Here is an 18,821-nt window from a genome sequence, read left to right on the forward strand (position 1 = left end):
AGGCGACCATGGGCGAAGAGCGCAAGGCCATCCGCGTCAGGATCGGCGGCAGGGTGCAAGGCGTCTCCTTTCGCGTATGGACACGCATCGAGGCCGAACGGTTGGGCCTTGCCGGATGGGTTCGCAACGAGGACGACGGATCCGTAACAGCCCTGATCGTCGGGACCGAGGGCGCGGTTTCGACGATGATGGACCGGTTCTGGACAGGGCCGAACGGGGCGTCGGTCTCCAGTGTGACATCCCAGGACATCGATCCCGGCCAGGAGCCTGACGGCTTCAGGGTCATCGGCTAGATTTCGCCCTCGGCGCGCTGGCGGACCTCCACCACGCCTTCCCGTCGCGAGGATCGGCGCCCAGCTTCTTGACGGCGAAAACCGGTCCTCACATATTTTTCCGAAGGCCCCGCTGCTATCGGCGTTGGCCGCTTTCCCTGGTCGAGACCTCGCTCAAAAGATTGGAGGAAATGATGAACGACAAGACCTTCGACAACCCTGTTTTCGTGAAGGATGGGCAATTTATCGCGCTGGAGATCGCTTGCGTTGCGGACGCTCTCGATTTTCTCGACGAATGGCCCAGGAACCGCCGCGGACCCATCTACGATACGGCAAAGCGAGCCTGCCATCGCGCCCATGACGGCCTTGTGCCTGTCTCGGTTGCGCGCGACGCCTTCGCCGGCTTTGCACGGTCGGTCAATATCCTCGAAGACGTTTCGGGCGTTCTGCCGTGGATGACGGCGCCAAACACCGGCCGCGGCGGCATACCGGTCTGAGCGTTCACAAGTTGGAGAGGTCGCGGAACCCTGACAGGCAAGCGACGTTCGGGCAGCGTTGCAACTCCAAATGGAGGCTCAAATGCGCGCCATGAACATCATCACCCTGATCCTGATCATCCTAGGCGGGCTGAACTGGCTTTCCGTCGGACTCTCCGGTTACGACATCGTTGCTGGAGTTTTCGGAGGTGCAAGCGTCGCCGCAGCCCGCATCGCCTATGTGATCGTGGGCCTGTCAGCACTTTGGCAGCTCATGCCGATGGTATCGAGCTTCACCGATGGCGAGATCGCCGCCGAACGGCATATCCGCCATCAATGACTATTGATGCGAGGCGGTGGAATCATTTCGCCGCCTCCATCATCCGAACAAGCCGACCTTACGCAGCAGCGTCAATACGCGAACGTTCCCCGCAACCAGGCGAAGAAGCCATGCCTCTCGGACATCGCCGCACGCACGCGAGAGGCAGCCCATCGCGCTCTTATCGTGGCGCCGACATGGCAATGGCAGACGATGTCGTGCAACTGCCAGTCGGTTAGTTCGAAGAAGCGCCTGGCTTCACCGTAGGTGTCATCCTTCAAGCCTTGCGCGCGAAAAATCGGATCCTCGAAGGCCACAGTGATCGGCGAGCCTTCGTAGCGCATCATTTCGCGAATTTCCGCGGGTTTGTATTCGGTACCCGGGAGCGCTTCGAGGCGCCGATCGGGATTCTGCTCCAGAAGCTTCGCCCAGCGTTCGAGACGTTGGCTCCTGGTTTCTACGAGATATGTTGCTTCAGCGTGAACGTCGGCAACGGCATGCAGTTGGTCAAGTGTCTGGTGCTTCACGGCCGCCTCCTATTCAGCAGGTGAATTTGCCCGGGCCCTCAATGAAATTATGGCGCTGCGTGACGTCGGCAAGGCCCGCATGCGCGGACTTTTCGATCACACTTTGCTGAATTTGCCGACCTGCCACGAGCGCGCCCAATCCGTGCAGGATCGTCAGAGGCTCACATCGGAACCATAGGCAGGCGCGGTCGTTCTGCCTGCATCAGCCGCAGAGCGAACACCTGGTGTGGCGAATCCGAAAATTCGCGTTCTGCCGATGTCGATGACACGCCAAGGCAGAGAGCGCCGAGCGGAAGGAAATCATCCCATGGCCATTCTTCCAACTCCCGAACCAACGCCCACGCCTGTGCCCACGCCACCGCCGCTTCCCGAGCCGAAACCGATGCGTGAACCAGACCCGGAGCGGCTCCCGGACGAGGACCCCGTCCCCAATCCGGATGAAAACGACGCGCCGCCCAAGCACGGCCTGTAGTCCTTGCTGGCCGTCGTGATCATTCTCCCCAAGGCACCGGCCCCGGCAACTTCTCAACCAGTTACGCGGGTATCTCGACAACAGCATGGTCTGGGCGGTCGCCGTCGTCCCGGTGCTGCCGCCGGTCGCCGCGCTTTGCAATCGACTTTCACCAAGCGGGAACTCGGCCGGCCGCACATGATGTGCATTCGGCCCCGCGCGCCTCTATGCCAACTGACAACAGGCCTCGGTCGGGCATATCCTTCGCGTCTTCCTGATCGACGAGGCAGGGCTGGTCCGCAACATCTACAGCATGGATTTCCTCGATCCCGACCTCGTGCTGACGGATATCCGCACATTGACCACCGAAGCCGAGTGAGCCTGCCGCTCAGCCGGCCTCCACGCGCAACGGCATGCAGCTTTCGCCGACGATCAGCGCCGGCTGAAAAACGATGTTGCGCACGGGCTCGGACCCCCTCTCCTCGATGCGGTCCACGAGCAGGCGCAGCGCTTCGTTGGTCATGTCGGCAATGGGGTGCTCCGTTCTCGTCAGCCGCGGTTTCAGGCCGCCGGCGCCGGCGACCGTATCCGTCGAGGCGATCGAGACGTCCTGCGGACAGCGCAGGCCAAGATCGGCGATGGCGCGCATCACGCCGATCGCCATGACACCGTTGGCGACATAGATCGCGGTCGGGCGATCGGGCGAGCCCATCATGTCGCGGGCAACCGAATAGGCGGCTTCTTCGCGAAATTCGCCGGACCTGACATGGCCGGGCTGCGGCGCAAGCCCACGCGCCGCCATCGCGTCGATCATGCCGTCGAGCCTGCCCTTGCTGGTCGACAATTGCATCGGACCGGTGACCGAGCCGATACGGCGATGCCCGAGATCGAGCAGATAATCGACCGCCTGCCGGCCGGCCGCCTGGTTGTCTATGGTCACCGTATCGGCGCTGTTGCCTTCGATCGAGCGGCCGAGAAGCACGGTCGCGATGCCCTCGAACTCATGTGGCTGATATTGATTTGCCGCGCCCACGGGAACCAGAACCATGCCGTCGCAGCCAAGGGTGCGAATCCGCGACAGGATGCGCCGTTCGGTGTCGGGCTTTTCATCGCTGTTGAAGAGAACCAGCGAATAGCCCCATGCCGCGACGGCCGCCTCCGCCGACCAGACGATGCGTGCGTAGAACGGGTTCGAAAGATCGGCCACCGCCAGGGCGATCAACTGGCTGCGGTTGCGGCGCAGATTGCGGGCGGCCTGCGACGGTTCATAGCGCAGTTCGCGAATGGCGGTGACGACGCGGGCCCTCAACTCGGGGCTGACAAAGGCAGAATCGTTCATGACGGCCGAGACTGTCGCGGTCGACACGCCTGCCTTTCTGGCAACGTCTTTGATAGTGGCCATTTTGCCCTGATAGCTAATCGTTTCGCCAAAGTCTGGTTTAGATTTATGGCCGTGTCCAGCGGATTCATGCTTGCATTGGGTCGCATTTTGCGGGACGTTAGCGAAACGGTTTGCTGTCAATGAGGCTCTGACGGCAGATAGGCGAAGGGAGGAAAATCATGAAGAAAATTGCCTACATCATCGCGCTTGCAGCGCTCTCGCTGGCGACTTCTGGTGCTGCCGCGCAGGACAAGCCGCTTCTCGGCATCGTGTCGATCAGCGCCACCGAAGCGAACAATGTCCGCTACATCCAGGGCGCCACGAAAGCCGCCGACGAGCTTGGCTGGCAGACCAATGTCGTCGATGCAGCCGGCAGCGCCGATCAGGCCAACTCGGCGATCCAGAATTTCGCGCAGCTCAAGGCGCATGCGATCATCGACATGGTGTTCCCCTATTCGTCGATCGGCGCCGGCCTGGCTGCCGCCGGCGACGCTGGAATACCTGTCGTGACCTGGGGCGGCGGGCTTGGCTCGACGGTTGCCGCCACCAACGGCTCGGGCGGCCCGATGGCGATCCCGGTCGTGGATCTGATGGTCAAGAAAATGGAGGGAAAGGGTTCGATACTCGCCCTCACCTACCGGACCGGCGAAGTCTGCCGGAACCGTGAAGTCGTCATGGACGAGATCGTCGCCAAAAATCCCGGTATCACCGTCACCAAGAACGAAGTGCGCATTCCCGGCTATTTCGAGGACGGCGCCCAATACGCCAATGCCTGGCTGGCCTCGCATCCGGCCGGCCAGGAAAATCTGGCGATCTGGGGATGCTGGGACGACCCGGCGATCGGCGCCATCGGTTCGCTGCGCGCGCAAGGCCGCGACGACGTCCTCGTCTACGGCATCAACGGCAATGCCCAGGCGCTGGAGAACATCAAGAACGGCTTCATGACCGCGACGGCCTGGCAGGACAGCTTCACCGAGGGCTACAACATGGTCAAGATGCTGAAGGACATCAAGGACGCAGGCAGCGCATGGCAAGCCAAGGCTGCCGAAGTCCCGGCCGTGCTGGTGACCAAGGAAACCGTCGACGCCTTTCTCAAGGACCATCCGGAAGCCATAAAGTAGGACTTGGTTTGCAGACGGCGTTCACAAGGGGTGCGCCGCAGCAGGCGGCGCCGATGACAACTCCGTTCCTGGTCGCACACGATATCGCCAAGGCCTTTGGCGGCGCACAGGCGCTGAAGGGTGTGTCGCTCGACATTGCACCAGGTGAAATCCATGGACTTGTCGGCGCCAATGGCGCCGGCAAGTCGACCTTCATTCGCATCCTCGCCGGACTGAACCATCCCGATGCCGGCCGTATCGAAATCGACGGCCAAACTCGAGAGATCGCCACGCCGCAGCGTGCGACCGAACTCGGCATGAGCTTCATTCACCAGGAGCTGGCATTTGTGCCGGGCATGACCGTGCTGCAGAACATCATGCTGGGCGTACCGAAGAAATCGCGCTTCGGCCTGACCGACTGGCGGGCGATCGCGCGCGACGTAGCACCCATCGCCAGGCGCGTCGGCATATCGGCACCGCTCAATGCCAGCGTGAAGGGCCTCTCGACGGCCGAGATATGGCTGATCAACATTTGCCGCGCCCTGGTGCGCAAGGCGCGGCTGATCGTCATGGACGAGCCGACGGCATCGCTTGCCGCGAGCGAGGCGGAACGGCTCTTTGCGATCGTGCGCGATCTCTCCGCGTCAGGAGTGGCGGTGCTCTATATTTCGCACCGGCTGGATGAGGTCCTCAATCTTTGCTCGCGCGTGTCGGTGTTTCGCGACGGCCGCTCCGTGGCCGAACTCGCCGGGAAAGGACTCAACCGGCCCGCGCTGGTCGAGGCGATTGTCGGCGGCGCCATTCGCGACTCGCAACGGACAGCCGCAACAAGGCCGCGCGGCGATGTCGTGATGGAAGCGAGCAAGCTGACGCGGGCGCCGAAGGTTCGCGGTGTCAGCCTCAAACTCCACGCCGGCGAAGTGCTGGGCATTGGCGGCCTTGTCGGCGCCGGGCGGACCGAACTCGCCCGGCTGCTTTTTGGGGCGGACCGGCCTGACAGCGGCGAGATGAGGCTGGCGGGCCAGCCCTATCAGCCCGCCTCCCCCGCGGCCGCTGTCCGGGCCGGACTTGGATTGATCCCCGAGGAGCGCCGGGCCGAAGCGCTGTTCCTGTCCAAGAGCATCGCCTTCAATCTCAGCATCGCCAATCTCGACAAGCTTGTGCACGGCCGATACCTGCCGCTGATGAACCGCCGCGCCCGCACCTTAATGGCCGGCGAGATGATCCGGTCGTTGTCGATAAAGGCGCGCAACGCCAGCACGCCCGTTGGCCGCCTCAGCGGCGGCAATCAGCAGAAGGTCGCGATCGGCCGCTGGCTCCAGCGCACGCCGAAGGTGCTGATCCTCGACGAACCGACGCGAGGCGTCGATATCGGCGCGCGCGCAGAGATCCACCGGCTGATCCGCCAGCAGGCAGACTCCGGAATGGCGGTTCTGGTGATCTCGTCGGAACCGGATGAACTGCCCGATCTATGCGACCGCGTGCTGGTGATGGCGGAAGGCCGCATCGTTCGCGAACTGACCGGCCAGGCAGTGTCGCGAAAGGCGATCGTCGAGGCAAGTTACGTCGACCCGCAAGCATTGATGGAGGATCATGTGGCATGAGCGATGTTGCGATTAGCGCCCGGCGTCTGTCGCCCGGAACCAAGGCGGTGCTCGGCATCTTTGCCCGCTACGGGACAATCATCGGACTTCTGGCGATGATCGTCACCTTTTCGATCCTGTCGCCGCACGCCTTTCCCACCGTCAACAATTTCACCAATGTGCTGAACCAGGCCTCGCTGGCCATGATCATTGCCGGCGGGCTGACGCTCGCCGTGGTCGTCGGCGAACTCGACCTGTCCATCGGCTTCGCCGCCAGCCTGCACGGCATTCTGATCACCGGGCTTGTGGTCCACGACAAGCTGCCGATCCCGCTTGCGGTGGTCATCGTCATCGCATTGGGCGCGGTGATCGGCCTCGTCAACGGCTTCATCGTCACCAAGGTCAAGGTCAATTCCGTCATCGCGACGCTCGGCGTCGGCACGATCCTGACTGGTCTCGCCTTCGCCTATTCCGCCGGCGTTCCCATTGTCGCCGGCGTGCCGGAGGCGTTCCTCCAGCTCTCGCTTGGCCGCTGGCTGTTCGGCATCCCCAACAACATCATCGTCATGATCCTCGTTCTCGGCGGGCTTTGGCTGCTGGTCGAGCGGACGCCACTCGGCCAGGAGATCCAGGCGGTCGGCGGCAACGCCGTGGCGGCCCGCCTTGCCGGGGTGAATGTCGACCGCATCAAGATCCTCGGCTTCGTCATTTCGGGAATGTGCGCGGCACTCACCGGGATACTGCTTGCCTCGCGGCTCGGCAGCGGCACGGCGAGTGCGGCCGACTCCTATCTGCTCACCGCCTTCGCCGCCGTCTTCCTTGGCTCGGCAACGCTGCGCGACGGCGAATTCCATGTGCTGGGCACGCTGGTCGGCGCCCTCATCATCGCCTTCGGCTTCAACGGCCTCAACATTTTCGGCGCCCCGACTTTCTCGCAATATGTGCTGCAGGGCGCCATTCTGATCATTGCCGTGGGCATGGCCAGTCTCGGCCGCTCGCTGGCGGAACGCTGAGGAGGAAACGATGACAAGCGATAACAAGCCCTGGGAGGTCTACGTCATCGAGTTCGCCCGATCCAAGCAGCAGCCCTGGGTGGATCTCGTCGCCGGCATGTATGACGATGGCAAGGTCGATCTGCCTTTCTCCTTCGTCCTGCTGCGGCGCGGCGACCGCAACGTGCTGGTCGACACCGGCTTCATTCAGGAATCGAGCGACGCCTTCTCGCTGAGATTCGGCATTCCCTACTGGGTCTCGCCGGTTCGCATGCTGGCTGAGCTTGGCATTGGACCCGGCGCAATCACCGACATTTTTGTCACCCATGCGCATTTCGATCACATGGGATCGATCGCCGAGTTTCCGAACGCCAATCTGCACATCCAGAAAAGCGAATTGCTCTCCTGGTATGAGGCGATCGCATTGCCTCCCCGCTTCGGCTATCTGACCGCCATCATCGATCCCGATACGCTGCGCGCCGCCCTCGATGCATCGGTCGAACACCGCGTCTCGCTGATCGACGGCGACAAGGACGATGTGCTGCCGGGCATCCATGTCCGCCTGGGAAGCGGCCACACGATCGGACAGCAATTCGTCATCGTCCAGTCCGCGCGCGGCAGGCTGGTCATCTCCGGCGACTGCGTCTATTCGAGCCGGCAGCTCACCGGACACAAGCACGACGGCGTCTACGCGCCGCTGAACAATGCCGTCGGCAGCGTCTGGGAACAGCTCAAGACCATCGACCGCATCAACACCGAGATCGGCGGCGATCTTGGGCAACTGATCATCCTGCACGACATCGAGCGATGGAAGGGTCTGCCCATCGTGGCCGAGCTCGAAGGATTTCGTATCGTCAGGGCCGGATAAGTCTAGGACGTAGATTCAGTCATGCGCGGTTTGACGAGCGGACAGGCCCGAGCCGACGAGAATGGACCCGATGGCGACCTCATGCCTATAGTTTGTCAACGACAGCTTTGCACGCATAGCGGCCATGGGGCGACTTTGCCTCCGCCTGGAAACAGACATTGCAGTTGACCACGCTGGAGGTTTCAGACGAAGCCGGTCTCCGAGAGCGCCCTCAGCGGCATGGAACCGACAGCTGCCACGGCCTCGTGAGTTGCGATGGCGACCGCAGCAACATTCGGAAGTCGTCGCTGCCTTGGGACCTTGGTCCTAAGATAAAATCCACGCCGGAACCGTGCTAGGATGGCCGCTGCACGCGCCTTGTCGTGCTTCAAAGCGGTCAGGAACGATTGTCATGCTCAATCCAATCTCCATCATGGCCGACCGGCTTGGCGACAATCTGTCAGAACTCTATCTCCAGTATTTCTCGCATCGCAATCCGGAATATGCGAGCTACATAGGCGGGGCGGCCCGCCTTGTCCTGGAGCGCATCGGCAATTCGAACGCCCTCTATCACAACATCGAGCACACGCTGATGGTTACGCTCGCTGGCCAGCAGATCATCCGCGGCCGGCTGCTTTCGGAATCCCTGACCCCCGATGACTGGCTGCATTATACCTGCGCGCTGCTTGTCCACGACATTGGCATGGTGCACGGCGTGTGCGAGGGCGACACCGAGGACAGCTTCGTCATTAACGAGGCCGGCGACCGCCATACGCCACCGCGCGGCGCCTCCGACGCTGTGCTTGCGCCCTATCATATCGAGCGCGCCAAGATCTATGCGCGCCAACGTTTTGCTTCCTCGAAGTTCATCAACGAGGAGCGCATTGTCGAGGCGATCGAGATGACGCGCTTTCCGGTACCGAACGATCCGGCCTACCAGTTAACCAACACCGAGCCGGCGCTGGTCAGGGCCGCGGATCTGATCGGCCAGCTCGCTGATCCCTTCTACCACCGCAAGCTGCCGGCGCTGTTTGCCGAGTTCTCCGAGATCGGGATGGTGGAAAAGCTCGGCTGCAAGACCGCCGCCGATCTCGGCGCCATCTTCACCGATTTCTTCACGCTGCAGGTCGAGCCCTATATCGGCGACGCGATCCGCTATCTGGAGCTGACGACCGAAGGCAAGCAGTGGATCGCCAACCTCCACAGCAACCTCTTCCAGTCCGGGCATCGCCCGGCCAGGATCGGGCCATTCCCAGGCGTGTTGCAGCCGACCTCGGCGAGCCTTTCGGTGGTAACTTAAGAGGCGGGGATTGTTTCCTTTTTCCGCCGGTGCCAGGCCGGCAGAGCTTGCATGCTGCGGCTGTCGACGAAGATGGAGCATCTCGCTAACGCCGGGTGCGGAATAGAGCGCCTCGGAAATGCGGACCTGTCAGGCTTCTGACAAGGACTGCACGCGGGTGCGGAAGCGGGCATGCTATTGGATTTTCACGATGTCTTTGTTGCGGTTGCCATCATGCGAATGATGCAGGCCAAGCATAACAGGCGGCGGCGCGGTGACCTCGCCCTTTGCTAACGCACCGACCGCGCCCTTGGCCGGCGTGACGCCTCCATCGGCCAGCCAGACGGCGCCAGTAACGTAGCTCGCTTCGTCCGAGGCCAAGAACGCATAGACGTTGGCAACTTCCTCCGGCGTACCGCGACGGCCGAAAGGCACGGCCGTGACCAGCGCCTTCTCGACTTCTTCATCGACTGCACCGGTTTGCCCCGAACTGTCGAAGAGTTGCGACATCAGGGATGGATTCGCCGCGGTCAACCGGTCGACCAGTTCCTGTGCCCTGCCGTCGTTCCACAAGATTCCGGCCGCACCACCTGCTGGCAATGCCGACCGCTGCCATCAACTCGCGGCAGGCCGCGCAAGCGGCGTCGAAAAGCTCGTCAGGCTCCATCTCGTACCAGCCGGCATGCGGCGAAAGAACGGCCGTGCGCAGCGATGTCGCCGCCAGTTTGCGACCGGCCCGGTCGAACAGCGCGGCCTTCGTCACCGACGTTCCGACATCCAGGCCAATGATGTATCGATCGCCCATGGAAGGTCACTTGTCTCTTTGAGTCAACAAGTAGACATGCCGCTCGCCGCGACTGCCGTCAAGCAAGTTCGCCGATGCGGATTCCTACCGGGCAGACACATGGTAAGACTCGCGCCTCAACTCACACGGTACTGGTCATTCCGCCATCGACATAGATGATCTGGCCGGTGACGAAACTCGATGCATTGGAAGCCAGGAAGATCGCCGCGCCGCCCAATTCGTCGACCTCGCCCCACCTGGCCAGCGGCGTCCGGCCAGTCAGCCAGCGCGAGAACTCGGCATCTTTCACCAGCGCCTCGTTCAGATCCGTCCGGAAATAGCCGGGCGCCAAACCATTGACCCGAATGCCGTGCGGACCAAGTTCCGCCGCAAGGCCCTTGGTCAGCATTTTCATTGCGCCCTTCGATGCGGTGTATGGCACGATCGAGGGACGCCCGAGTTCGCTCTGCACCGAGCATATGTTGATGATCGAACCCTGTTTGCGGCCTATCATCGACCGGACGACCGGCTGGGTGAGATGGAACGCGCTGTAGAGATTCGTCCGCATCAATTTGTCGAACATATCGGCCGGGAAGTCGGCGAAGGGCGCCCGGTGCTGCATGCCGGCATTGTTGACGAGGATGTCGATAGGCCTGAATTCCGCTGCGAGCCTGCCGATTTCGCGCTCGACATCTTCGGCCACGGTGACGTCGAAAGTGGAACCGATCGCTTCGATTCCCGATGCGCTCAACGATTCCAGGGCCTTTTGAACCTGATCTTCATCGCGCCCGTTGATGATGACGGCGGCACCCGCCTTGCCGAGGGCCTTGGCAAGCGCCAGGCCGATGCCCCGGCTCGATCCTGAAATGAAGGCGGTTTTGCCGGCAAGGCCGAACAGGTCCGATAGGTCGGTCAAAGCGTCTTTCCCAAATGGCGGCCACCGTCAGGCGGTCAAGATTGCAGTTGAACCTCATGCGCCGGCACTTGTCGGCAGCCAGATCGAAGGCCTGCCGCACATCGTAGGCGCTGACGACCGCCGTCAGCAATGGTGAGACATCGACAAGGCCGTCGGCAATGAACGATACCGCGGTCCTGAATTCCTCGTGGAAGCGGAAGGCGCCGCTCAACTCGATCTCCTTGGTGACGATCGTCGAGACAGGGAATGTCGCTTCCGCACCTTCCCTGCACCTCGATGATCTTCGCCTTGTCGCCGAAGCGCTTCTCCTCGAATGGAACCCGGCGGCGAATTGCCGGTTTAGGCAATGACTTCATCGGACAAGGTGAGGAATGAATGAGCGTGCTTTATCGTGCGGCAAAGATTGCCGAACAGGCTCATGCCGGGCAGAAAGACAAGACCGGAGAGCCGTATATCGAGCATTGCCGCCGCGTCGTTGATGCCGTGGACACGCTTGATGGCAAGGCTATCGCCTACCTTCACGACGTTCTTGAGAAAGGCGACGGATGGAGCCGCGATCGGCTGGAGGCGGCCGGCTTCGGAACGTCCATAGTCTCGGCAGTCGATGCCATGACCCGCCGGCCCGACGAAGATGAGCTTGCTTTCGTGCGCAGAGCGGCGTCCAATCCCCTGGCGCTGCCGGTCAAACGCGCGGATCTCGCCGACAATATCTGGCAGGCACGACAGATCGGCGCTTCAACATCAAAATACGAGAAAGGCCTTCGGCTCCTTGACGAGGAGTTCCCTAATTGAAGGCCTGTTTGGGCCTGGCGAAATGCCGCACTTGTTCGAGGCATGTACGGCGTTCCGACTTGCCCCGCATCGGCAAGGTCGATCACCCCTCGGCCTTGAAATTCTTCGCTTCCTTCTCTGCCTTCTTGCGGTCGCCGTGGTGCTTTTCGAGCAACTCCTTTGCCTGTCTGGGCGACACGTCGGCAAGATGGAGAGCATCCTTGTCGACGCTTTTGCTCTTTCTTCCGGCTGTAGCTTTCTCAACCATGCTTTCACCTGACCTTGCCTGTGGAGACTGTGGCTACCCGCAACTTCACAACGATGGCTGGGCGGAGTGGGTTCCGCACTGCCAAAGGAATGACGCATCGTAAACCTTTTCGCCGGACATGCGTTGTTCCCAGGCAACCCTTGGGCAGCGTGATTTGTAATTGGCGCAAATGGCGATGCCTGACATGAAAGGCCCGGATATGTATTTCATAGCCTTGGCAACGGACTATGACGGCACGCTCGCGCACAACGGCATCGTTTCCGAAAAGACGTTTTCAGCACTCGAACGGATTAAGAAGACCGGCCGCAAGCTTATCCTGGTCACCGGCCGCGAATTGCCCGACCTTAAGCAGATTTTTCCCGAACTTGGCATCTTCGACAAGGTGGTCGCAGAAAATGGCGCCCTGATCTACACCCCTGCCAGCGAGGAAGAGCGCACCATTTCGCCATCGCCATCGCCCGATCTCGTCGCCAGGCTGAAGAAGCGCGGGGTCAAGCCGCTTTCGGTCGGGCGCTCGATCGTCGCCACCTGGGAACCTCATCAGGTGACTGTGCTCGATGTCATCAAGAAACTGGGACTGGAACTGGAGATCATCTTCAACAAGGGCGCCGTGATGATCCTGCCGAGCGGCATCAACAAGGCGGCGGGTCTGGCCGCCGCGCTCCAGGATCTTCGCCTCTCACCGCGCAATGTGGTCGGCATTGGCGATGCGGAAAACGACCATGCCTTCCTGCGGGCCTGCGGTTGCAGTGTCGCCGTCGACAACGCGTTGCCGGCAGTCAAGGACACCGCCGATCTTGTCACGCGCGGCGCCCGCGGCAAGGGCGTCGAGGAACTGATCGGCAAGCTGATCAAGCATGATCGCGAGCTTGTGCGGGAGCCGCGCGACGGCATCCTGCTTGGCACCACGGCCGGAAAGGAGACATATCTGTCGCCGACCGATACCGTTCTGATCGCCGGAAGCTCCGGCATCGGCAAGTCCACGCTGGCCACCGCGCTGACGGAGCGCTTCGTGGAGACCGGCTTTCAGTTTTGCATCTTCGATCCGGAAGGGGATTATGATGGGCTGCAAGGCGCCGTCCGACTTGGCGACGGTTCGAGCGTGCCGACAAAGGAACAGTTGCTTGACCTGATCGAAAAGGTGGACACCAATGTTGTCGTCAACGGACTGTCTCTGAGGGTCAACGAGCGACCAGACTTCTTTGCCGACCTGCTGCCCGGCCTGGGCAATTTCCGTTACCGCACGGCGCGACCGCATTTTCTGGTCATCGACGAAGCGCATCACCTTCTGCCCAAGCGGCGCGACGACACCCGTGCGGTCCTGTCTTTGGAATTGCCGGGCACGATCCTGATCACGGTGCATCCGGAAGCAATCTCGACCGACGCCCTGCGCCTGGTGACGGCCGTCATCGCGCTTGGCCCCAAGGCGAAGAGCGTCATCAAGACATTCTGCCAGGAAACCGGAATGGAAGCGCCAAGGGAGATGTCATCGCCAAAGGGCGAACGCGTGCTTTTCTGGCGGCCGCACGCGAACAAGAAACCTGCGACAATCAAAGCGATCGAGCCGCGCCAGTCCCTCAAGCGGCACAGTCGCAAATATGCCGAAGGCCAGCTCGATGAGGCCGGCAGCTTCTATTTCAAAGGCCCCGACAATGCTATGAATCTGAGGGCGCACAATCTGATGATTTTCGCGCAGATGGCGGAGGGCATCGACGACAAGACCTGGGAGCACCATCTGCGGAGCGGCGACTATTCCGAATGGTTCCGCCACCAGATCAGGGACAAGGAACTGGCCCGTGAAACCGCGGCCGCGGAAAAGGACAAGACATTGTCGGCGCAGGAGAGCCGCCAACTGGTTCTTGATGCGGTGCGTCGCCGTTACACGGCTCCCGCCACTGCTCCTACGGAATAGGCCGATGAGAAAGACCCGCGGATGCCTGTCACAAGTGCCGGACTGTTGATCTATTGCCGCAGCTCGGGCCTGCTGCAGGTTCTGCTGGTGCACCCGGGCGGGCCATTCTGGGCAAGGAAGGACGAAGCCGCGTGGTCGATCCCGAAGGGCCTCATCGAGTCGGACGAGGACGAGTTGGCTGCGGCGCGGCGTGAGACCGAAGAGGAGTTGGGCGTGCGCATCGACGGACGCTTCCAGCCTCTCGGCCGCTATAAGCAGCCGGGAGGCAAGATCGTGCTGGCCTGGTGCGTGGAAACGAATGTCGATGCGGCCGCCGCGAGGAGCAACAATTTCCTGATGGAATGGCCGCCAAGGTCCGGCTCGATGCGGGAGTTTCCGGAGGTCGACAAGGTGGGATGGTTCAGCTTGCCCGAGGCCGAAACCAAGATCCTGAAAGGCCAGCGCCCAATACTGAAGGATTTTGCCGAACTGCATGACGCAGGATGACCGCAACCGGGGCGTAGGCGCCCTGCAGCCATCTCATGGTCACTCGAAATGAGGGCGGGCAAAGACGTTGAGGCCGTTGCGTCAGAGCGCACCGTCATCTCGACGCGCGGCAACTGCCGCCGATAGCCAGCCCTGCGGCAACACTGGTAAACCGTTCAATCATCGAATAGTCAGATTTGCACGGATGCCCTGATTATAGGCGCAGGAGGAGAAATGCCGCATTCATTGCCGCTGGTCATCAGCGCGCCGGAACCGCGCACGCTCGACCTCATTTTCACGCCGCCGCAGCTGGCGCGCTTCAGGGCGAAATATCGCATCGTCGAAACGACGCCCGAGGGCGTCGCCGCGCTTCCGGCAGATGTGATCGCCAAGGCGCGCTACATTGTCGGCCAGCCGTCGATCGCACCCGAAACGCTGGACAAGATGAAGGCGCTGCGCTGCGTCTTCAATGTCGAGAGCAACCTGATCAACAACATGCCCTATGAGACGCTGTTTGCGCGCGGCATCCATGTCGTCACCACCGGCCTGGTGTTTGCCGAGCCGGTGGCAGAACTCGGCCTCGCCATGGCGCTCAACCTCGCCCGCGGCATCGTCGATGCCGACCTCGCTTTTCGGCAGGGCAAGGAGCTGTGGGGCGGCGACGGCAATAAGACGGCGCGGCTGCTTTCCGGCGCCGATGTCGGCATCATCGGCTTCGGCGATCTCGGCCGCGCGCTCAACCGGCTGCTGTCCGGCTTTCGCACGCGGACCAAGGTCTTCGATCCGTGGCTGCCACCGTCGATCCTGATCGAGAACGGCGTCGAACCTGCATCGCTCGATACGGTCCTGTCGGAGAGCGATTTCGTTTTCGTCGTCGCTTCCGTGACCAGCGAAAACCAGGGATTCCTTGGCGCGGAAGCCTTCGCCAAAATGCGCAAGGGAGCGGCCTTCATCCTGCTCAGCCGCGCCGGTGTCGTCGATTTTCCGGCGCTTATGGACGCCGTTCGCAGCGGCCACATCGTCGCCGCCAGCGATGTCTTCCCGGACGAGCCGCTGGCCAAGGACCATCCCGTGCGCGCGCTGCCCGGCTTCCTGCGCTCCGCCCATCGTGCCGGCGCGCTCGACATCGCCTTCAAGCGCATGGGCGACATGGTGCTGGAGGACATGGACCTGATCGACCGCGGCCTGCCGCCGATGCGCTCCAAGCGGGCCGAACGCGAGACCGTTTCGCGAATGCGCTCGAAGCCGGTCGACAAGAACTAGGGTCGGAAAAGCACACACAGGCTCAGAGCGAATCCAGCCGAAGCGCGTTGCGGGCAATCCGCCAGGCGGATTCGACATGCCGCCGTGCCGCCGCTTCCGCCGCCTCCGGCTCGCGCGACCGGATGGCGTCCATGATGGCGTGCATTTCGGCGATCGCCGGCTCGCGGCGGTTCTCCGAGGCGATGGTCATCGAACGCAGCTGGTTGATGCGAACATTCAGCCCGGTGACGATCTCCCAGGCAATGCGCTTGTCGGCCGCATCGAACAGCGCCTCGTAGAATTTGGTCGTCGCCCGCATCACTTCGACCGGCGCACCCGACGCCCAGGCTTCGAGAAGTTTTTTCAGGGCACCGTCGAGTACAGCGATCTGCGCGTCGGTAGCCGAGCTCGCGCAAGCCCGCGCCGCTATGCCTTCCAGCAAGGCGCGCAACTCGTAGATCTCGTCGGTGCGGCCGAGATCGGGCTTCGCCACGGCAGGCCCATGGCCCGGTATCATCTGCACGAGGCCTTCCGCCTCCAATTGCCGCAGGACTTCGCGCACGACCGAACGGCTGACGCCGAGCTGATCGCAAAGCGGCCGCTCGACCAGCCTTTCGCCGGGCTGGAAATGGAAGTCCATGATCGCCTCGCGCATGCGTTCAAGCGCCAGCGTCCGCAGCGTCTTGGCAGAGCGGTCGATCCGAAGCGTATCGTCAGCCATTTTTCTCCGCTCCTCGCCCGACCACAAAAACAGATTCCACAGTTGGTTGACAAGGTTCGTGGTTCTCCGTAGCATGGTATACCATAATACGCTATAGGAATGGCGGAGCCTTTTGCACCATTTCGACCGAGGATTTGCATGAAGCCGGCCATTCGCAAGATCGTGACCTATGTCGAGAACACCTTGATCGAAGGTGGCAAGACAGCACCCCGGCCGTTGCGCCTGATCGGCGTCGCCGCGGTGCTGACGAACCCCTGGGCTGGCCGCGGTTTCACCGACGATCTTTCGCCGGAGATCCGGGCCATCGCTCCCGTCCTCGGCGAAACGCTGACCCGCGAGATCGTCGCGATCGCCGGTTCGGGCGAGGCGATAGAAGGCTATGGCAAGGCCGCCATCTCAGGCACGTCAGGCGAGATCGAGCATGCCTCGGCGCTGATCCACACGCTGCATTTCGGCAATCATTATCGCCGCGCCGTCGGCGCCAAGACGTATCTCGCCTTCACCAATCTGCGCGGCGGACCGAACACGCCGATCATGATCCCGCTTATGGACAAGAACGACGAGGGCCGCCGCTCGCATTATCTGACCGTGCATTTCCAGATCGGCGATGCGCCCGCTCCCGACGAACTGGTGGTGGCGCTCGGCGCCTCCATCGGTGGCCGCCCGCATCACCGCATCGGCGACCGCTATCAGGATTTGAAGGAGGTCGGAGATCTGGATGGCTGACACCGCCGCCTCCGCATGGGGCCGCGACACGGCTCCGGACGGCACCGGCTTCATCCGGGCCGGTTCCGGTGCGCCGGTTCTGCTCATCCACGGCGTCGGCATGAGTGCTTCGATCTGGCAGCCGCAAATCGAGATGATGAAGGATAGCCACGACCTGATCGCCATCGACATGCTTGGCCATGGCGCCTCGCCCTTGCCGCCGGAGAATGCCGAACTTCGGGACTTCGCCGATCAGGCGATCCGCCTGCTCGACCATCTTGGTCTCGATAGCGTATCGGTGGTCGGTCATTCCATGGGCGCGTTGATCGCTCAGGAAATTGCGCTTCGCGCGCCTTCGCGTGTCAGCTCCGTTGTCTGCCTCAACGCGGTCTTCCGCCGCCCTCCGGCGCAGGCGCAGGCGGTGCGCGAACGCGCGGCGGCGCTGGGTCGTCACCGCGATCGTTCAGCCATTGCCGCAACGATTGCCCGCTGGTTCGGCGAGCCGATCCCGGCCGATCTGGCCGGAGCCGCCGCAACGGCGCGCGCCGCGCTCGAAAGCGTCGACGCGCAAGGCTATGCCCGCACCTACCGTCTCTTTGCCCGCGCCGACGCCGAGCACGGCGACCGCCTTGCCGGACTTAGCCAGCCGGCACTGTTCATGACCGGGTCGGAAGACAGGAATTCGACACCCGCAATGTCGGCCGCGATGGCACGGCTTGCACCGAACGGCCAATGCCTGGTCCTGAGCGGCGAAAAGCATATGATGACAATAGCTTCGCCGGAAAAAGTGACTCAGCATATCAACACTTTTCTCGAAAACCCCACGCATGCCGCAAGCGCCGGCATCGATCCCGCATTCGACGTCACCGAATTCCGGCGGGCGCTTGGTTCCTTCCTGACCGGCGTCACCATCGTCACGACGATCGGCGCCGAAGGCGAACCGCGCGGCTTCACCGCCAACTCCTTCACCTCGGTCTCGCTCGAGCCGCCGCTGGTGCTTGTCTGCATCGCCAAGAAGGCTTTGGGACACAGCGCCTTCTCGACATCCAGAGGTTTCGCCATCAACATCCTGTCCGAAAGTCAGAAGACCGAATCCGGCATCTTCGCATCCAAGGCCGTGGACAAATTCGCCGCCGTCGCCTGGCAACCCGGCCAGACCGGCAATCCCCTGATCGACGGTTCCGTTGCAGTGTTCGATTGCGGCATGGAGCAACTGGTCGATGCCGGCGACCATTCGATCCTCATCGGCCGCGTCCGCGACTTCAGCCACAATGGCGCACAGCCGCTTGGTTATTGCCGGGGCGCCTATGTCACGCCCGGCCTCAGCCAGGAAGCCCTGGCGGCGGCGCCGCCTGAGACCGAAGTCGGCGCCATCCTGGAAAATGAGGGCCGTGTGCTGTTCTTCGAAACCGCCGACGGGTTTCACGAATTGCCGGCCGGGCGTGGGCTGGGCACACCCGGTGACGCACGTAGTCTCAAGGGACGCCTTGCCGCCAGGGCCATCGACGCGCAGCTCGGCTTCCTGTTCGCGGTATGGGACGATGCAGCCGACCCTTCGCGCACCCATGTCTACTATCGCGGCACGGTTGACGGCCCCTACTCCGACGATCGCCGGGTCAGGCTTGTCGACATCGAGCATATCGCCGGTCTGAAGATCGCCGACCCGGCGGTGCGTTCGATGCTTGACCGCTATGCGCGCGAACGCGCCGAGGATCAATTCGGCGTCTATGTCGGCAATGAGGTCGAAGGCGAAGTCCGGCCGCTTGCCAAACCAGCGCCTGCCGCAGCTCTTCATTCCGGCCACAGGTGA

The 18,821-nt window shown here is 62.4% G+C and carries 22 protein-coding genes; 15 read left to right on the top strand and 7 right to left on the bottom strand.

The window, feature by feature from the left end; genetic code table 11:
• Nucleotides 1–8 precede the first annotated feature (8 nt).
• The 3 genes from MESS2_RS24230 to MESS2_RS24240 all read left to right on the top strand — a co-directional run bounded on the left by MESS2_RS24230 (nt 9) and on the right by MESS2_RS24240 (nt 1,088).
• Nucleotides 9–293 carry an acylphosphatase gene (locus MESS2_RS24230; protein ID WP_008877161.1) on the top strand — a complete coding sequence of 95 codons (285 nt, stop codon included), beginning with the start codon at nt 9–11 and terminating at the stop codon, nt 291–293.
• 173 nt (nt 294–466) lie between these two features.
• Nucleotides 467–769: a DUF982 domain-containing protein gene (locus MESS2_RS24235; protein ID WP_008877162.1), complete on the top strand. Its 303-nt coding sequence runs from the start codon at nt 467–469 to the stop codon at nt 767–769.
• An 82-nt stretch (nt 770–851) separates the two neighbouring features.
• Nucleotides 852–1,088, top strand: coding sequence for a DUF378 domain-containing protein (locus MESS2_RS24240; protein ID WP_008877163.1), 237 nt, complete (start codon nt 852–854; stop codon nt 1,086–1,088).
• A 71-nt stretch (nt 1,089–1,159) separates the two neighbouring features.
• On the opposite strand, the gene MESS2_RS24245 is transcribed toward MESS2_RS24240, so the two are convergent.
• Both MESS2_RS24245 and MESS2_RS24250 read right to left on the bottom strand, forming a co-directional pair.
• Nucleotides 1,160–1,594: a hypothetical protein gene (locus MESS2_RS24245; protein WP_008877164.1), complete on the bottom strand. Its 435-nt coding sequence runs from the start codon at nt 1,592–1,594 to the stop codon at nt 1,160–1,162.
• An 839-nt stretch (nt 1,595–2,433) separates the two neighbouring features.
• Nucleotides 2,434–3,447, bottom strand: a complete 1,014-nt coding sequence (locus tag MESS2_RS24250) for a LacI family DNA-binding transcriptional regulator (protein ID WP_008877168.1) — start codon at nt 3,445–3,447, stop codon at nt 2,434–2,436.
• 158 nt (nt 3,448–3,605) lie between these two features.
• Between MESS2_RS24250 and MESS2_RS24255 the strand changes: the two genes are divergently transcribed.
• The 5 genes from MESS2_RS24255 (at nt 3,606) to MESS2_RS24275 (ending at nt 9,248) form a co-directional block, all read left to right on the top strand.
• Nucleotides 3,606–4,547 (top strand): sugar ABC transporter substrate-binding protein, encoded by a 942-nt coding sequence (locus tag MESS2_RS24255; protein ID WP_008877169.1) that lies wholly within the window; start codon nt 3,606–3,608, stop codon nt 4,545–4,547.
• A 53-nt stretch (nt 4,548–4,600) separates the two neighbouring features.
• The gene (locus MESS2_RS24260) at nt 4,601–6,130 is read left to right on the top strand and encodes a sugar ABC transporter ATP-binding protein (protein WP_244440076.1); all 1,530 of its coding nucleotides are present in this window, start codon (nt 4,601–4,603) and stop codon (nt 6,128–6,130) included.
• Nucleotides 6,127–7,122: an ABC transporter permease gene (locus tag MESS2_RS24265; protein WP_008877171.1), complete on the top strand. Its 996-nt coding sequence runs from the start codon at nt 6,127–6,129 to the stop codon at nt 7,120–7,122. Before MESS2_RS24260 ends, MESS2_RS24265 begins: the two co-directional genes overlap by 4 nt.
• A gap of 10 nt (nt 7,123–7,132) precedes the next feature.
• Nucleotides 7,133–7,969, top strand: a complete 837-nt coding sequence (locus tag MESS2_RS24270; RefSeq protein WP_008877172.1) for an N-acyl homoserine lactonase family protein — start codon at nt 7,133–7,135, stop codon at nt 7,967–7,969.
• Between the two features lie 391 nt (nt 7,970–8,360).
• A complete protein-coding gene (locus MESS2_RS24275; RefSeq protein WP_008877174.1) occupies nt 8,361–9,248 on the top strand; it encodes a hypothetical protein in 888 nt (295 codons plus the stop codon).
• Nucleotides 9,249–9,422: 174 nt separating this feature from the next.
• Here the strand turns inward: MESS2_RS24275 and MESS2_RS24280 are convergent, their stop codons facing one another.
• From MESS2_RS24280 to MESS2_RS24285, 3 genes are all read right to left on the bottom strand, one after another.
• Nucleotides 9,423–9,800 carry an SDR family oxidoreductase gene (locus MESS2_RS24280; RefSeq protein WP_040593899.1) on the bottom strand — a complete coding sequence of 126 codons (378 nt, stop codon included), beginning with the start codon at nt 9,798–9,800 and terminating at the stop codon, nt 9,423–9,425.
• Nucleotides 9,691–10,032 (bottom strand): FGGY family carbohydrate kinase, encoded by a 342-nt coding sequence (locus MESS2_RS34185; RefSeq protein WP_008877176.1) that lies wholly within the window; start codon nt 10,030–10,032, stop codon nt 9,691–9,693. Before MESS2_RS34185 ends, MESS2_RS24280 begins: the two co-directional genes overlap by 110 nt.
• A 121-nt stretch (nt 10,033–10,153) precedes the next feature.
• Nucleotides 10,154–10,927: a glucose 1-dehydrogenase gene (locus tag MESS2_RS24285; RefSeq protein WP_008877177.1), complete on the bottom strand. Its 774-nt coding sequence runs from the start codon at nt 10,925–10,927 to the stop codon at nt 10,154–10,156.
• A gap of 158 nt (nt 10,928–11,085) precedes the next feature.
• Here MESS2_RS24285 and MESS2_RS24290 point away from each other — a divergent pair, with 158 nt between their 5' ends.
• Together MESS2_RS24290 and MESS2_RS24295 are read left to right on the top strand one after the other, a co-directional pair.
• The gene (locus tag MESS2_RS24290; RefSeq protein WP_040593900.1) at nt 11,086–11,277 is read left to right on the top strand and encodes a hypothetical protein; all 192 of its coding nucleotides are present in this window, start codon (nt 11,086–11,088) and stop codon (nt 11,275–11,277) included.
• A gap of 25 nt (nt 11,278–11,302) precedes the next feature.
• On the top strand, nt 11,303–11,719 hold the full coding sequence (locus tag MESS2_RS24295; protein ID WP_008877180.1) for an HD domain-containing protein: 417 nt from the start codon (nt 11,303–11,305) through the stop codon (nt 11,717–11,719).
• Between the two features lie 82 nt (nt 11,720–11,801).
• Here the strand turns inward: MESS2_RS24295 and MESS2_RS32830 are convergent, their stop codons facing one another.
• Nucleotides 11,802–11,966, bottom strand: coding sequence for a hypothetical protein (locus MESS2_RS32830; RefSeq protein WP_008877181.1), 165 nt, complete (start codon nt 11,964–11,966; stop codon nt 11,802–11,804).
• Nucleotides 11,967–12,165: 199 nt separating this feature from the next.
• Between MESS2_RS32830 and MESS2_RS24300 the strand changes: the two genes are divergently transcribed.
• From MESS2_RS24300 to MESS2_RS24310, 3 genes are all read left to right on the top strand, one after another.
• On the top strand, nt 12,166–13,878 hold the full coding sequence (locus MESS2_RS24300; RefSeq protein ID WP_008877182.1) for an HAD family hydrolase: 1,713 nt from the start codon (nt 12,166–12,168) through the stop codon (nt 13,876–13,878).
• Nucleotides 13,879–13,899: 21 nt separating this feature from the next.
• Nucleotides 13,900–14,364 (top strand): NUDIX hydrolase, encoded by a 465-nt coding sequence (locus tag MESS2_RS24305; RefSeq protein ID WP_008877183.1) that lies wholly within the window; start codon nt 13,900–13,902, stop codon nt 14,362–14,364.
• 213 nt (nt 14,365–14,577) lie between these two features.
• Complete coding sequence (locus tag MESS2_RS24310; protein ID WP_008877184.1) at nt 14,578–15,606, top strand: hydroxyacid dehydrogenase; 1,029 nt, start codon at nt 14,578–14,580, stop codon at nt 15,604–15,606.
• 22 nt (nt 15,607–15,628) lie between these two features.
• Here MESS2_RS24310 and MESS2_RS24315 read toward each other — a convergent pair whose 3' ends face one another.
• The gene (locus tag MESS2_RS24315) at nt 15,629–16,306 is read right to left on the bottom strand and encodes a GntR family transcriptional regulator (RefSeq protein WP_008877185.1); all 678 of its coding nucleotides are present in this window, start codon (nt 16,304–16,306) and stop codon (nt 15,629–15,631) included.
• Nucleotides 16,307–16,444: 138 nt separating this feature from the next.
• On the opposite strand from MESS2_RS24315, the gene MESS2_RS24320 reads away from it, so the two are divergent.
• Together MESS2_RS24320 and MESS2_RS33885 are read left to right on the top strand one after the other, a co-directional pair.
• Nucleotides 16,445–17,032 (top strand): amino acid synthesis family protein, encoded by a 588-nt coding sequence (locus tag MESS2_RS24320; protein WP_008877186.1) that lies wholly within the window; start codon nt 16,445–16,447, stop codon nt 17,030–17,032.
• On the top strand, nt 17,025–18,821 hold the full coding sequence (locus MESS2_RS33885) for an alpha/beta fold hydrolase (protein ID WP_008877187.1): 1,797 nt from the start codon (nt 17,025–17,027) through the stop codon (nt 18,819–18,821). The genes MESS2_RS24320 and MESS2_RS33885 overlap by 8 nt, the downstream gene beginning before the upstream one ends.

Source organism: Mesorhizobium metallidurans STM 2683 (genome assembly GCF_000350085.1).
Classification (GTDB): domain Bacteria; phylum Pseudomonadota; class Alphaproteobacteria; order Rhizobiales; family Rhizobiaceae; genus Mesorhizobium; species Mesorhizobium metallidurans.